Annotated in this window: 13 protein-coding genes; 2 read left to right on the top strand and 11 right to left on the bottom strand. The window is 48.8% G+C overall.

The genetic code is table 11. The features are described 5' to 3' along the window. Positions 1-48 precede the first annotated feature (48 nt). The 6 genes from HRU77_06970 to HRU77_06945 are packed head-to-tail and all read right to left on the bottom strand — an operon-like array spanning position 49 to position 6,831. Positions 49-960 (bottom strand): glycosyltransferase, encoded by a 912-nt coding sequence (locus tag HRU77_06970; GenBank protein ID QOJ20460.1) that lies wholly within the window; start codon positions 958-960, stop codon positions 49-51. A gap of 60 nt (positions 961-1,020) precedes the next feature. Next, complete coding sequence (locus tag HRU77_06965) at positions 1,021-1,800, bottom strand: PIG-L family deacetylase (GenBank protein ID QOJ20459.1); 780 nt, start codon at positions 1,798-1,800, stop codon at positions 1,021-1,023. Beyond that, entirely contained in the window at positions 1,766-2,977 is a 1,212-nt protein-coding gene (locus HRU77_06960) for a glycosyltransferase family 4 protein (protein QOJ20458.1), read from the bottom strand. Before HRU77_06960 ends, HRU77_06965 begins: the two co-directional genes overlap by 35 nt. 15 nt (positions 2,978-2,992) lie before the next feature. Then, positions 2,993-4,813 carry a GNAT family N-acetyltransferase gene (locus tag HRU77_06955; GenBank protein QOJ20457.1) on the bottom strand — a complete coding sequence of 607 codons (1,821 nt, stop codon included), beginning with the start codon at positions 4,811-4,813 and terminating at the stop codon, positions 2,993-2,995. Beyond that, positions 4,797-6,083, bottom strand: a complete 1,287-nt coding sequence (locus HRU77_06950; GenBank protein ID QOJ20456.1) for an ABC transporter ATP-binding protein — start codon at positions 6,081-6,083, stop codon at positions 4,797-4,799. The genes HRU77_06955 and HRU77_06950 overlap by 17 nt, the downstream gene beginning before the upstream one ends. Further along, positions 6,073-6,831 (bottom strand): ABC transporter permease, encoded by a 759-nt coding sequence (locus tag HRU77_06945; protein ID QOJ20455.1) that lies wholly within the window; start codon positions 6,829-6,831, stop codon positions 6,073-6,075. The genes HRU77_06950 and HRU77_06945 overlap by 11 nt, the downstream gene beginning before the upstream one ends. Before the next feature lie 621 nt (positions 6,832-7,452). On the opposite strand from HRU77_06945, the gene HRU77_06940 reads away from it, so the two are divergent. Then, positions 7,453-9,840, top strand: a complete 2,388-nt coding sequence (locus HRU77_06940) for a hypothetical protein (GenBank protein ID QOJ20454.1) — start codon at positions 7,453-7,455, stop codon at positions 9,838-9,840. A gap of 207 nt (positions 9,841-10,047) precedes the next feature. After that, on the top strand, positions 10,048-11,583 hold the full coding sequence (locus tag HRU77_06935) for a methyltransferase regulatory domain-containing protein (protein ID QOJ20453.1): 1,536 nt from the start codon (positions 10,048-10,050) through the stop codon (positions 11,581-11,583). Positions 11,584-11,663: 80 nt separating this feature from the next. On the opposite strand, the gene pyrF is transcribed toward HRU77_06935, so the two are convergent. The 5 genes from pyrF to HRU77_06910 all read right to left on the bottom strand — a co-directional run bounded on the left by pyrF (position 11,664) and on the right by HRU77_06910 (position 15,559). Further along, positions 11,664-12,359: an orotidine-5'-phosphate decarboxylase gene (pyrF, locus tag HRU77_06930; GenBank protein ID QOJ20452.1), complete on the bottom strand. Its 696-nt coding sequence runs from the start codon at positions 12,357-12,359 to the stop codon at positions 11,664-11,666. A gap of 16 nt (positions 12,360-12,375) precedes the next feature. Next, positions 12,376-12,585 (bottom strand): LapA family protein, encoded by a 210-nt coding sequence (locus HRU77_06925; GenBank protein QOJ20451.1) that lies wholly within the window; start codon positions 12,583-12,585, stop codon positions 12,376-12,378. A 144-nt stretch (positions 12,586-12,729) separates the two neighbouring features. Continuing rightward, positions 12,730-13,020 carry an integration host factor subunit beta gene (locus HRU77_06920; protein QOJ20450.1) on the bottom strand — a complete coding sequence of 97 codons (291 nt, stop codon included), beginning with the start codon at positions 13,018-13,020 and terminating at the stop codon, positions 12,730-12,732. A 9-nt stretch (positions 13,021-13,029) separates the two neighbouring features. Then, positions 13,030-14,742: a 30S ribosomal protein S1 gene (gene rpsA / locus HRU77_06915; GenBank protein QOJ20449.1), complete on the bottom strand. Its 1,713-nt coding sequence runs from the start codon at positions 14,740-14,742 to the stop codon at positions 13,030-13,032. A 136-nt stretch (positions 14,743-14,878) separates the two neighbouring features. Further along, positions 14,879-15,559: a (d)CMP kinase gene (locus HRU77_06910; GenBank protein QOJ20448.1), complete on the bottom strand. Its 681-nt coding sequence runs from the start codon at positions 15,557-15,559 to the stop codon at positions 14,879-14,881. Between the last annotated feature and the right edge of the window lie 11 nt (positions 15,560-15,570).

Raw genomic sequence — 15,570 nt, 5'->3', positions numbered from 1 at the left:
CGGTCATCAGGAAATATGTTGCATGCCTTAAAAGTATTTTTGTGCGCATCATTTACTATTCGGCCATATTTTTTTTAACAAAGTGCTGATAGTGCGCATCGGTTGTGTGATGCGCCAACTGGTGGAATTCATCAGATCGGAGATTTGCCGGTCGCGGTCAGCAATGACTTGCTTGAGCAGCAAAAGCTCTTGTTCTTTGGCGTCTGCGGTCTTCTTACAGCGTGCATACTCCAGAATGGCCCATAATGTATCATCGTTCCAGCGAGCTATCCATTTTTTATAGATGGTAATCATCACTTGCCGTGTGCGCGTTCGATTCTCCCGTATTCCGGATCCCATTCCTTTTTGGATGCGATAGACCGCGCCGATTTCATCGACGAATCTGAATTCCCCTTGTTCCAGCAGCTGTAACCAGAAGTCCCAATCCTCGCATAAATCCAATGCGGCATCAAAGTGCGCGCCGTTATCCAACGCCCGGCGTCTGAACAGAAGGGCGTGCATGGGTATGAAATTTTCAATCCGCAGCTGAATCGGGTCGAAATCGTCCGCGTAGCGGCTGATCTCTTTACCTGATTCGTCGACACACTGAATTCCGGCATAAGCGGCGATGGCGTTGTCATATCGCGCGAGTGCCCACTGCAGGTTCTCGATATGGTGCGGTAAAAACCAATCGTCGTCGTCGAGAAAAATGAGATAACTGCCATGAGCGGCGTGCAGTCCGATATTGGCCGCTTGGCTGCGATTCATCGACTCATGATTGCCGGTCATGCGTATCGGGAAGCGGCCGCATTTCGAATTCAATATCCGGTGCCCCTTACCTTTGGCGTTGACGACGACAATTTCAATATTCGGATAGCTTTGCACGGCGACGGAATTCAGTGCTTCGCCCAATGTCGGGCGATCCAGGCTGCGAATAATGACGCTGACCAGAGGGTGGCTTACACCATTTTTTTCAAACATCCAAATATCCTGTAATTCCGGGATCGGTCAGGAAAGAAACAGTTCAAGGAGCAATCGGGCTTAATTTTTCAACAGATTTTCGAGACAGAGGCGCAAGTTTAGCATTTTTTGCTGCAAGCCTCCAAAGGAGGTTTTTTTTTCAATTTCGCTAAAAGCTTCCGCATAGTTGCCACCTTGTTTGCCGGGAAGATAGAGGCCGCGGTAACTTGCCAGCCCAATGCTGGCGGACAGGTAGTCGCAGTGAGACAGCGGTAATGCATAACAGGAAATTGCCTGTTTTTTAAGCTCGAGCACACTGCCGATATTCACCACATGAGTGGCGGGAAGCGGACTCCAGATCTCATAAATAAACGCGCGCCCCGGTGCGCCACACTGTTGCCAGCAGGACAATACGGCTTGACCGGCTGCGACATGGTCACGGTGATAGTCGAGCACGGAGGGCGCGAACAACCAGTCTGGTTTAAATTGCCGCAGTAGTTGCCGGACCTTTTTTTCAAAGCCGGCTGAAGTGCGGAAGCCGCCGTCGGGCTCATCGAGGAATTCGATATCGTCGATGCCTAAGACGCTCAATGCGGCGCGTGCTTCTTTGCGCCGGATGGCAGGCGCATCGGCATCAAGACTGCCGGCACCCGCGCCATCGGTGACAAAAATGACTTTGACGGTGCATTTCTTTTGCCGCAGCAAAGCCAAGGTGCCGCCGCAACCGAGCGTTTCGTCGTCCTGGTGCGGTGCAAAAACCAGTATTCTTCCTGCTTCGATGGGAATCAGTGGTGCCGGTAAGGGGCAGAGTTGCAACCGGCTGATTTTATTTTGCAGCAGCTTGGCGATAAATGATTTCATAACGATTCGCGATTTCAGTGATATCGGGCCAGGCATCGGCTCTTGTTTTTCCTTTCCGGGCAATGGATTTGCGCAGCGCCGCATCGCTCAGCATATGCTGCATCCCTTGCGTCAAGGATTCAACATTCGGCTTTACCAGAAGTGCGCCGTCGCCCACTACTTCCGGTACTCCGCCAACCGCGGTGCAAACCGCTGCACTGCCGGCGGCGAGCGCCTCAAGATTGGCCAGACCGAAAGATTCCGAAGCAGAAGCGCTGACATACAAGTCGGCGGCGCTGAGGTACAAACCGATGTCAGTGGTGACGGCGAACTGGATTTCTCTGACCAATCCCAGTTGCTGCGCTTTCTGTTGCAGCGCGCCACAATCGCCTTCGCCTAGAATGACCAATTGTAAATCTTGCGTCAGCTTTAATCGGGCGCAAGCTTCGATCAGCAGCGGAAATTGCTTGACCGGGGCGATGCGGCCGACACTCAGCACGTACATCACCGTGTCGTTCCAACCGAGCCGGTTTCTGGCTTCCGCCCGGCTGTAGCGGTTAAGCGCTGGATGCGCATGCACGACGTCATGCCAGTTATGCGGTAATGGAGCAATTGCCAGATCGTTGGCGATTTGCTTCAAGCAGCTGCGCGTCGGCGCGATCACCCATGCGGCATCGAGCAGGGTGCGTGCTTCCCAGCGGCGCATGACGCGCATTGTTCGTTGTTTCATGTGAACGCCGTCTTCATGAATGGCTTGCGCATAACAGCCGAAGCCATGTTCGGTCACTCCCCAAACAATTTGGCAGCGCGGGTGGAAGCGCAAGAAAAAACGCAGGCCTGCGGCAATGAACGGGTCGTGGCAATGCACATGCGTATATTGCTGTGCCGCTGCCAGTTTGGCGGCAAGACGGCCCATGTTGATGCGTTCCAACAGAACCTGGAGCAGCATTGAAAAATCGGTTCGCGTGTTTGCTCCTCCGGATAAGACTGAAAATAACCGCTGGAGACGGTGCTGCCAAAGCCATGCGCGCCGCCCTAAATCGGCTTGGCAGAGATAGTCGGTTCGGATTCCGCGGCGGCGTAATTCTTCGACTAATGGCACAAGGCTGCGTCCGAGGCCGTAGCGTTGATCGGACCGGGTTTCGCGGGTGACCATCAGGATTTTTATGGCTGCGGATGTTTCGCTTGTGGATCTCACTCTGAGTTTCAGGTTTTACCGGAAGTCGGTATCGCCGGACATTAACCACCAATGGTTGCGTAAAGAATCAACCGATGGAGCCGCATCCCAAATGCTCGCGGGGATACGGATATCCAGCGCTTGTTTTGTCCCGCCAGCAGCAGCGAAATGTGCCGCAAAATTTTCCGTGATGCGGCAAAAAAGCCGGTCATGGCCATTGATGCCGGCCAGCCGTCTGGCGTGCAAAACGAGCAGGGGAATTTCGCACAGTGGTGCGATGATGTCCACGATTTCACAACCCAAAGTATCGTAGCGCAATACCAAAATACCTCGCGTCCGGCCGCCGAAGCGGTTTTTTACCAGCATCAGTTGATAACGTTGCGTTGGGTGATTCAGGTAGCGATGTTGCAGATAAGACCAATCACGGACGCCAACCAAATCCGAGCGCAAGTCCTCAGCCATTTTTCGCCAGCATTCTTCGGCTGCAGTACTCATCCGGTCATCGTCCGCGCGGACGATCGGATACAGCCGGGTTGTTATGCGCGGCCGTTTGGACAGCGGTGTCCATGAAAATTCAACCATTTGCCCGACTTCCGCGTACAGTCCAAGCCGCTCCGCTACTTTCATCGCCCGTTCGTTCGGGAAACCGAAACCCACCAGATAAGGCTTGTTGTAGCCGATGTAGCGTTCCAGAAAGGTTGCCGCCATCAAGAAAAAAGGACCTTTTCTCGTCAGCGTGCCGCGTTCGCTGGCATTCACCATGACATCCCCGATTTGTACCGCAGTTTGCGGCTGTCCGAAAAACAGAATGGTCCGGCCGATGCCGCCATAATGCGCGACTAATTTATTTTCCCGCCATACGCCGATTGCACGGTTTGCATTTGAGCCATACTTCCAGTGCCAGAGCGCGGGCGTCATGTCATGGTGAAATGTGTGCTTGAACAGATCCAGCATTTCCATCATCTGGTTTTTTTCCAGCAGCCGCACCCGCCACTGCGGCGGTGTTTTTTTTCTGAAATGTAGCAAGGCGTAACCATAATGACCACTGGCGTACTTTTCGCGATAAATGCGATTGGATGCATCGAGTTGATTGAGTTGCTCATCGTTCAGCGCCAGATCGCGGATCAGATTGTGCCGGTGTGTGCGCGTCACTTTCAGCAGATAATCCAGCGTCGGCGCCGCCATGGCGGATAAATCGCGGTGCTCGAGCAGTTCAAAGCCCAATCGTCCGGCCAGTGTGATCACATTATCGATCCGATGCAGGCCTCCCGGTCTGGTTGCGTCATGCCGCAGTGTGAATTCATCGATGATGAATAATTGTCCCGATGGCCGCAGCAAATCCAATGCTTGGTTAAAAATTACCAAAGGGTCAATGTATTGCGCTGATTCCTGAAATAGGATCACATCAAAACTTCCCGGTTCGGCGGTGAATGCTTCCAGCGAGCGGCAACTGACCGCTGCCGCCGCGCCTAACGATTCTCGAATATGGGCAATTTGCTGACGATCGGGCGTGATGCCGTGAACATCGTAACCGCGCTGCCGCAGCAAAGAAAAAGTGGTGCCCAGGCCGACGCCGACCTCCAGAATGCGGCAAGGTGGCGGTGGCAGTTTCGCCAGCAGCAGATCCGTGGAAAATTGCTGTGCTGCCTTCAAGCTGGTTTCGTCGTCCTGGAACAATCCATAGTGTAAATAGGCGGCTTTGCCTTCCTGTAGCAGCAATGCATGCGCGTATACATTCAAAGGAAAAGTCAAGTCCTTGAAAGGGGAGGGCGATGCCGATGCTATGGCGGCGATGGGGTCGGCTTGACGATAGTGCCGGATATCCTGTATCCGGTTGTGATTAGCGGATGGGGTCATTATGAATGATCGTATTGTTTTGCCATTGGTGAGGAATTGAAAAGAATCCTTGCAAACGCCCGGTCTGCTTTACTTGCAGGCTTGCGACACCGATCGCTGAATCGTAGAGATGTAAACCGCGTTCACACAACAGATAAATATTGATCAGATACTCACCTTTCAGCAGCGGCAACCGCTCCAATTTGAGACAAACCTGGCTTACGCCAGCCGGTGTGCGCTGCATGCTAAATCGGTCTTCCCATGTTGCGGTGCTGGTAATTGTGCGTCCGTCTTTGGTTGCTAATGTCATTGCAAGAGTAGGGCAAGGCAGTGCGGGATCCGAAGCGAAGGTTACCCCTATCATGATACTCGATTGACCGCTGGTGATCATAGCATGCTGCGTATCTTCGCCATCTATCTGCAATGTTATTTTTTCCAGATGCGCGCTACCGATTGCGGAGGTTGTATTGGATGCTGCGGGGGCGGCCGGATGGAGGGCGGGAGCTTCGGCTGTTGCATCGGATGCGGTTTTGTCCAGAAATGATTGATAAGCCGACACCACGTGCGCGGATTCTCCATCCAGCACGACTTCGCCTTTATTGATCCAGATGGCGCGGGCGCACAACGATTCAACTTGAAATAGCGAGTGCGAGCAAAACAGGATTGTTTTGCCGGCATCACGCATTTGCATGATACGGTTGAAGGATTTACGGGCGAAAGCGCCGTCACCGACGGACAATGCTTCATCGATCACCAGAATATCCGGATCGACATTAATGGCCACGGAGAACGCCAGGCGCACGTACATGCCACTGGAATACGTTTTGACCGGCTGGTCGATGAAGTCGCGGACGCCGGAGAAGTCGATGATGGATTCGATGCGATCGGCGACTTCCGCGGGATTCAGTCCCAAGATTGCCGCGCTCATGTAAATATTTTCGCGTCCGGTGAATTCCGGATTGAATCCGGCACCCAGTTCCAGTAGCGCGGCGACGCGGCCGTTTATCCGCACTTCACCCTGTGTGGGTGTCAGTGTGCCGCAAATCAATTGCAGTAACGTCGATTTTCCCGAGCCGTTTTGCCCTACGATGCCGACCACTTCCCCCGGCATGATCAGCGCATTGACATCATGCAGTGCTTTCAATTCGCGGTAATACTGCCGCGAACCCAACCAGCGGTGCGGCCATAAAAACTGTTTTAAACGATCGGAGGGGTGCTGATACAGCTGATAGCTTTTGCCGAGATTAAGCGCTTGTATGGCTGGCCCGGAATCCGTGGCATTAAAGGACATCGGCGAATCCTTTGCGTGTTTTTTTAAACCATGCCAAGCCAAACCAAGCGATAAAAAAGGCGAGCGGATAGTATAGCGCCAGGCTGCTCCAGCCCGGCGGCTGACCATAGAGAATCACGGCGCGCGCCTGTTCGATAATCAGCGTCAGCGGATTGAGGAACAAATAATCGCGGATGGATTCCGGTAAAGCGGAAGCGGGATAGAAAATCGGGCTGAGGAACAGCAGCATGGTCAGGATCAAGTTGATCAATTGACCGATATCACGGACAAAAACTCCGAGCGAGGCCAGTATCCAGGATAATCCCACGGTAAGCAGCATGAGTGGAAACAAGATGATAGGGAGAAAAACGATGGTCCATTCGATCGGATGTTCCATGATCAACAGAAAAACGAATAATACCAAGAAACTGATTCCGGCATGAAACAGCGCGGAGCCAAGTGAAACCAAAGGCAAAATTTCCAGAGGAAAGATCACTTTCTTGACATAATTTACGTTGGCCAGTATCAACCCCGGTGCGCGTGATAAGCATTCGGAAAATAAATTGAACAGAATCAATCCAGTGAACAACAACATGGCAAAAGCAAACTTATCATCGTGCAGATGACTGTTTTGCGGTTCCAGGCGGACTTTAAACACCACGCCAAATACAAATGTATAGATGGACAACATGAGAACAGGATTGATTAATGTCCATAGCAAACCCAGAAACGAACCCCGATACCGGGCAATGATTTCCCGTTTGATCATTTGCAAAATGAGCGGAAAGTGTTGTCTCAAGCTGGAAAAGTTATTGAAAATAAGCAAGAAGTGGATGTGAAGTTATAAAACAAGTTTGGATATTATCGCAAAAAAATACGTAAAATTAACAAACCGGAAAAAATCACCCGGTTTTTTGTAGTTCCACGGATTTAATATTTCTAATTTTAAAGCAGATGGTGTTCAAAATTTAGAGTTACGAATGTTTGGACTTTTTCTCGGGTATTGGGTATTTTTTGGTTCTTCATTCAAATTTTATTACGATAAAAAATAGTTGCTTATGCGATGTTTTTATAAGTGAAATATTAATTAATGTGAGAAAAGGCACATTTTTATTGCTTATTTTAGATTTAAAATAGACGATAGCTCTGTTAAGGTACTAAATACTTTATATTGTTGCAAATAAGCAACATTCTAAATGGAAACTTCAGTCGCATACTTGCAAAGCGGGTTTGTTTTGGGCAGAATGCGCTTTAACTTGGCTTTTGTGGTAACTTCTGGTAAAAGAATTACTTATTGCACAGGGGTTACATAGAGACAAAGTGAGAAGTGAAAAACTTGCAAGTAATTTACTTTCGTAACTATTTTTAATTTTTTATCAAGGGAGCTCCCATGGCTATATCGAGTACACAGCAAACTGAAATTTTGAAGGTTGTTGCAGGTTTGTTTAATGCGGCACCGGGCGGTGTCTATTTGTCTGAATTGGCAGGTCTGGTTGAAGGTGGAATGACCACAAGCCAATTGGCCGATACTTTGGCTGCTAGTCCAGTATTCACGACTGGAGTTCTGGCCGGTAAAGTTACGGTTGATGATCAAGTCGACGTTCTGATGAAAAACTTCGGTGTGACTGCTGATAGCGATCCTGCCAGCGCGGGTTCTCAAGCAAAAGCGTACTTTACTGAACAACTTACCAACGGTGTCGGATTCGGTAAAATTGTTTTTGATGCAGCATCATTTCTGACAACTACCACTGATACCGCGTTTGCGACAGCAAAAACATTGCTGGAAAACAAGGTGTTGGTGGCGGCTGCTTATTCTAAAACAGCTTCTACCACTAACTTAGATACTTTGCAAAGCGTATTGAGTCCAGTGACAGGAGATCATCCTTATACTGCCGAAGAAGCAGCAAAAATCGCTAATCCTGGCGGTGATCCTGGTGAGGTCGGTCAAACATTTACGCTGACCAATACAACGGACAATATCACCGGTACTTCCAAGAACGATATTTTTATTGGTGATGGTACTTCGGCAAGTGCGGGTGATACGCTGGTTGGCGGTAACGGTACCGATACGTTGAGAATGTTTGGAACGGCCATTGTTCCAAATCTCTCCGGTATTGAGCAGGTGTATTACAACACTCCGGGTGCTGGTATTGATTACTCAACGAAATCGGATGTGAAATCGATCGAGCTGGATACCTTTGGCACAAACACAGTGACTGTTGGCGCTGATCAAGCCGTCAAACTGACGAATCAAGCGTCTGGTACAACTGCTACTATTGCCGGTAATACACCGACAAGCTTGGGATTGACATTGGATAAAGCAGGCAACAAAACCGGCGGTAATGCGACTGTAGCATTGACGGGAACGGCATTGACCACATTGAATACAACCGCTTCAGGAAATGATAGTTATGTCACATTAACGAATGCGGGTGGTAAGCTTGCTACGATCAATATAGCTGGCGATAAGAACCTCAGTTTGGATACATCAGGTATAGCAACAGTTACCAAAATCGATGCGAGTACAGCAACAGGTAACGTGACAGTTGGTCCAACCGCAGTAGCTGCTTCTGACTTGACCTTCACTGGCGGCAAAGGTGACGACAAGATTGTAATGGGTGCAACAATCGATGCTAAAGATGTTCTGACCGGCGGCGACGGCACTGACACCTTGAGCGTTTCCGATGCTGACACAGTGGATACAGCAGCGGAAGTAATTGGTATTTCAGGATTCGAAACGTTTGAAGCGGCTGGTGCTGATGCGACAACCTACAATTTGGCAATTATCGGTGCTAAAAATACCCTTACCGGCCTGGTTATCAGCGAGACCGGTGGCGCAGCAACCGTATCAAACATCAACGCTGCTACGACGGGTAATATTACTATTAACGGTGCAGCGCCAACCACACTGACATTGACCGCAATTGATTTCGTATCAGGCGGTACCAGCGATACTACAACGATTTCGTTGGATAACAGCGTTACTAAGAGCGGTACTGGTATTGATGTTACCTCACTGGTGTTTGCAAATGCCGACGTAATTAACTTGAAATCGATCGGTGATGGTTCTTCAACCAAAACCGTAGGTGGTGCAGAAGAAAACTCAGTAATTCTGACTGCAACCGATGTCGAGAAAGTGGTTATCACAGGCGACGAAGCATTGAATTTTGCAACGGCAACCGGAACGAATCCTACCGAAGTTGATGCGTCAGGATTGACTAATGATGCAGCAGTAACTATCGACACCGATGCATCGGCCATCACATCGCTGTTGGCTAAAGGTACTGGTAAGAACGATACCATCGATATTGATAATGCGGCCACACTGACATCAACATTGTATACAGGCGGCGGTTCAGACACCTTATTAGCAACAGGTGGCGGTACTGCAGCTCACACAATGATATATACAGCAACCGCGTTAAATGCAGGCGATATCAAGGCAGGCGATTCTTCAACGCTTACACTAGCTGGTGCAGCAGCAGGCGATACTGTAACGATCAACTTCACAGCGGCTTTGGAAGGACTGCTGAAGAGTGGAAGCACATTGTTATCGGCAACAGGTGCAAACATCAATGTTCATGGTACAACAATCAGTGCAACCACAAATATCGCAGCAGCAGAAGCTGGCGGTGTTATGACGCTGCAAATCGATATCAATGGTGACGGTTCTTACACTGCAGCAGATGACTATCAACTGACCATTACCGGTACAGGCACCGACGATACGTTGATTTACAACGCGTCTACCGATACCCTGGTATTTACAGTTGTATAAGAAAAAAACGAACTTAGCAGTCATAAGTTTGTAACTGCAAAGGCCAAATCAGAATTGATTTGGCCTTTGTTTTTTTGTGTACATGTATCTAAGGTGCATGTGGCCAGAATTGCCAAGAGTTCAGGAGCTAGAAATAAAATTAATAGATCTCAGCAATGTATCTAGCGTATCTAGCCTCTCTACCATCGTATATTAAAAATTAATGTTATGAACGACTGGACTAGTGGATATGTAGCAGATATAGGCTATACCTATGGTTATTATTCCGAGTTAAATCCACTGAGAATCAAGCAAATTCTGACGTTTGCCGGTTTGAAATATCCGGAAGTAGGAGCTGCTTGCGAATTGGGTTTCGGTCAAGGAGCGAGTGTCAATTTTCACGCTGCTGCATCTTCCATAGAGTGGTATGGCACTGATTTCAATCCCACGCAAGCAGCTTTCGCGCAAGAAATGGCGGATGTGTGTGGTTCTGGTGCAAAGTTATATGACGATAGCTTTGAAAGCTTTGCCACGCGCTCCGATTTGCCGGATTTTGATTTTATCGGCGTGCATGGTATCTGGAGCTGGATCAGTGATGAAAATCGTGCGGTTATCGTGGATTTCATTCGCCGCAAACTGAAAGTCGGCGGGGTACTTTATATCAGTTACAACACTTTTCCAGGTTGGTCATCGTTTGCGCCCATGCGGCATCTAATGACCGAGCATGCCAGAATTTTTGGGGCGGAGGGACATGGCATCATCAATCGCATTAACGGCGCATTGGATTTCACGGAAAAATTGCAGACGGTAAATCCGGGATTCTATCGGGTTAATCCGCTTATTCCGGAGCGGATGAAAAAGCTGAAAGAGCAGAACAGGCATTATTTGGCGCATGAATATTTCAATCGCGATTGGCATCCCATCTATTTTTCGGCCATGCAGGATTGGCTGGCACCGGCAAAGCTGAATTATGCGTGCTCAGCGCATCAATCGGACCATTTGGATATCATCAACTTATCAAACGAGCAGCAAGTGTTCTTGAACGGGATTCCCGACATAACATTCCGCGAAAGTGTGCGGGATTTTATCGTGAATCAGCAATTCCGCCGCGATTACTGGGGTAAGGGGTTATGCAAGTTGTCAGCCGTAGAACAAATGGATCGGTCACGCGTTATCCGGGTTGTTCTGACCGTGCGGCGCACCGATGCGGAATTAAAAGCAACGGGTATACTCGGTACAGCGACGTTTAGCGAACCGATTTACGTTCCTATCTTGGATTATTTGGCGGATCATAAAGTCAGAACTCTAGGACAAATAGAACAGGCGGTGAAGGACAAAGGCATTACGCTGCCGCAGATTATCCAGTCGGCGATGTTTCTCATTGGTTCAGGTCAGTTGGCTTTGGCGCAAGAAGAAAATGTCATTGTCAAAGCGAGGAAACAAACTGAAAAACTGAATAGCTTTATTCTACGCAAGGCGAGCAGCAGCGGAGAAATTTCTTATTTGGCAAGCCCCGTCACCGGCGGCGGTGTAGCAGTCGGCCGTATTCAACAGCTCTTTTTAGTAGGATTGGGAAAAGAATTGAAGCAACCGGGAGATATTGCGCAATTTACTTGGCAAATAGTTTCCGCGCTAGGGCAGAAAGTGATTAAAGAAGGTAAAAGACTGGAAACCGATGCGGAGAATATCACCGAACTGACCGAACAGGCCAAAGCGTTCTTGGAAAAACAGTTGCCCATTCTGAAAGCGTTGCAAGTTGTCTAGTCTTTGTCGCGACATCATTGTGGTAAGGAAGCAGTAGCGAAGATCGAAAAGCAGGAAACCCGGAAACCCGGAAATGGATTCTAGCCTGCATCGGCAATTTCTGCATTCAATCGTTGACACATGAGAAGTGGATCGCTGGCTTGCGTAATCGGCCGTCCGATGACCAGATAACTGGCGCCATTACGCATAGCTTGCTGCGGTGTGGTAATTCTTTTTTGGTCGTTAGCTTGACCATCAGCCGGACGGATACCCGGTGTGACCAGACAGAAATCAATGCCGAATTGTTGTCGTAAATTGGCCGCTTCCAGCGCTGAACAGACCACGCCATCCAATCCGCAATCTTTGGTCAATTTTGCCAAGCGCGCAACAATTTGTTCCGGTTCTCCTTGTAATCCGATATCTGCAATGTCGTTTTGATCCATGCTGGTCAGCAAAGTAACGGCGATCAGTTTGGTTGATCCTTGTGGAATCGCATCACGTGCTGCAGCCAGCATTTTCCGCCCGCCCAATGCATGTACATTGATCATCCACACGCCGAGACTGGCAGCGGCCTTGCAAGCGCTGGCGACGGTATTAGGAATGTCGTGAAATTTAAGATCGAGAAAAACTTCAAAATCCAAAGCCATCAGCTGTTCGATCAGCTGCGGACCAGCCGCAGTGAAAAGCTCTTTGCCGACTTTCAGTCGGCATAAATGAGGCCTGAGTTTTCTGGATAAAAGTAGTGCATCCTCGGCGCTAGAAAAATCCAGCGCCACAATAATGCGAGGGTCGTGCATGGACAATAAAGGTGGTTTATTCGCTGGAATTGCAGCGGCAGCGGACAAATATAGCGGTAATGAGAGCGCCTAGTGCAAAGAAAATCAACAGGGCCACGCTAAAGGGGATCTCTATAGATTGATCCAGATAATATTGAAGCGTAACAGGTTGAGAGTTTTTTGAGGCGAATACGGCGAGAACAACAAAGACAGCGATGCGCAAAAGCCAATTAATTAGATTCATCATGATAAGTCGCCTACGAGTTGATAGATTGTAATTATTTAAACTAATAAAACAAATTAATTCACAATTGCTAATTCACGGGTAATCAGTTGTGCTTTTGAGAATAGGAAAGAGTGCTTCAAAGATTCTGAAGCACTCTTCTGCATTTTATTTCTTTTCCTTGTAATCAACACGCTCACGCATTTCCTTACCTGCTTTGAAATGCGGAACATATTTCTCGGGCACTTTGACTTTTTCTCCTGATTTCGGGTTACGCCCGATCCGTGGCGGTCTGTAATTCAAGTCAAAGCTGCCAAACCCGCGAATTTCAATACGTTGACCTTTTGCCAGGCTTTTCGCCATGGCATCGATAATCATCTTGACTGAGAGCTCGGCATCTTTGGTTACCAGTTGCGGAAAACGCGCCGCAAGCCGGGTAATTAATTCAGATTTCGTCATGAATTTTCCTTATTGCTCGGTGTTCTTGCTATCCATTTTCGCTTTCAGCAAAGCGCCCAGGCTGGTGGTGCCAGCGTTGGCAGGTGCTTTGATTTTTTGCATAGCGGTAGATTCATCCGATTTATCTTTGGCCTTAATGGAAAGATTGATGGAGCGATTTTTGCGGTCAATGTTGATAATCATGGTTTCGACCTTATCGCCTTCTTTCAAATGTGTGCGAATGTCTTCGACGCGATCGCGCGAAACTTCGGAAGCACGTAAATAACCTTCCACATCGTTGGTTAAGGCAATGACGGCGCCCTTGGCGTCAATGGATTTTACCGTGCCTTCGATAATGCTGTTTTTATCGTGTTCTGCGACAAAACTGGTGAATGGATCGCCTTCCATTTGCTTGATGCCGAGTGAAATACGTTCGCGTTCGACATCGATGGAAAGGATAATAGCTTCAACTTCATCGCCTTTCTTGTAATTCAGCACGGCTTCTTCGCCAGGCTGATTCCAGGATAGATCGGACAAATGCACCAGGCCGTCGATATTGCCAGGCAAGCCGATAAATACGCCAAAGTCGGTGATCGACTTGATTTGGCCTCGAACTTTGTCGTTTTTTTCATGATTGGCGGCAAATTCTTCCCACGGATTGGTCTGGCACTGTTTCATGCCAAGCGATATGCGACGGCGTTCTTCATCGATTTCAAGAATCATGACTTCAACTTCGTCGCCTAATTGCACAATTTTGGAAGGATAAACATTCTTGTTGGTCCAATCCATTTCGGAGACGTGCACCAAACCTTCGATGCCTTGTTCAATTTCAATGAATGCGCCGTAATCGGTCAAATTGGTGACTTTACCGAACAAACGGGTACGCGCCGGATAACGCCGCGACAAACCAACCCACGGATCTTCACTCAACTGTTTCATGCCCAGTGAAACGCGATTTTTTTCCTGATCGAATTTGAGAACCTTGGCGGTAACTTCATCGCCGATATTGACGACTTCGGATGGATGCTTAACGCGACGCCATGCCAGATCGGTAATATGCAACAGGCCGTCTATGCCACCCAGGTCGACGAATGCGCCGTAGTCGGTGATATTCTTAACGATGCCGTGAACGATCGAACCTTCCTGCAAATTGGACAGCAAGGTTTCGCGATCCGCACCTTGGGTTGCTTCCAGTACTGCGCGGCGGGATACCACCACGTTATTGCGCTTACGATCCAGCTTAATAACTTTGAATTCCATTTCCCTGTTTTCGTAGGGGGTGGTGTCTTTGACCGGACGAATATCGACCAGCGAACCGGGAAGAAACGCGCGAATGCCGTTGATCATGGCGGTCAAACCGCCTTTTACTTTGCCGTTCACCATGCCGACTACGATCTTACCGCTTTCCATTGCTTCTTCCAGATCATGCCAGGCGGTCAGACGCTTAGCTTTATCGCGGGAGAGCCGGGTTTCTCCATAGCCGTCTTCCAGAGATTCGATGGCAACACTGATAAAATCTCCCGGCTTAACTTCGATTTCACCGCGATCGTTTTTAAATTCTTCAACGGGAATAAAACTTTCGGATTTGAGGCCGGCGTTGACGATCACGATGTTGTAGTCGACACGGACCACTTCGGCGGTAATTACTTCACCTACGCGCATTTCTTGGCGCGCAAGGCTTTCTTCAAAGAGTGCGGCAAAACTTTCGGGAGATTTTTGGTTTGCAGTGGAAGCTTTAGTCATTATAAAAATACCTGATGTGTCATTCCGTCTGGATGAGTATCCTGCGGACTGGGTTGGTTAATAAAAAATGTTCGAAACGGTTACTCCATTTTCCTTTCTGCATGGGAATGTTAAGAAAAGCGGCTGGATTTCGTGTTCAAACGCGGGTTTTTGCAAAGATGTCATTATACCAGGAGAGAACGGTATCTTGCGCCTGGGATATGGTCAATGAAGTCGTATCCAGTAGTTTGGCATCAGTCCCTTGTTGCAGAGGCGCGATACTGCGATTACTGTCGCGTTCATCCCGTTTCCGGATATCCTGCAATAAGTTGGCGATATTAGCACTCATTCCTTTCTCTATCAACTGTTTATGCCGCCTTTGCGCGCGCTCTTCGGCACTGGCGGTTAAATAAATTTTCAGATCGGCATCGGGAAAGATAACGGATCCCATATCCCGTCCATCCGTGACCAGTCCAGGCGGTTGGCGGAATGCGCGTTGACGCTCGGTAAGGGCTGCACGCACCTGCGCATACGCAGCCAGTTGGGAAGCCATGATGCCGCATTGTTCGGTACGAATATCATCCGTAACGATTTTACCGTCCAGGTAAATTTGCTCGTCCTTGAAAAAAACATTCAAATTTCTGGCAATTTCCGCAAGTTGACCGGAATTTTGCATATCCGTATCCAGTTGGATCGCTTTTAAAGCCACCAAACGATAAAGCGCGCCGCTGTCGAGATAATGAAACCCAAGCTTGCGGGCAACCAATTGGGCGATGGTACCTTTGCCGGACGCGGATGGACCATCGATGGCGATGACGGGGATCTTGTTCGTATTCATGAAACGATGCT

The sequence above is a fragment of the Gammaproteobacteria bacterium genome (assembly GCA_015709615.1).
Classification (GTDB): Bacteria; Pseudomonadota; Gammaproteobacteria; order Burkholderiales; family Nitrosomonadaceae; genus Nitrosomonas.
This window is presented reverse-complemented; position numbering and strand designations above follow the sequence as displayed.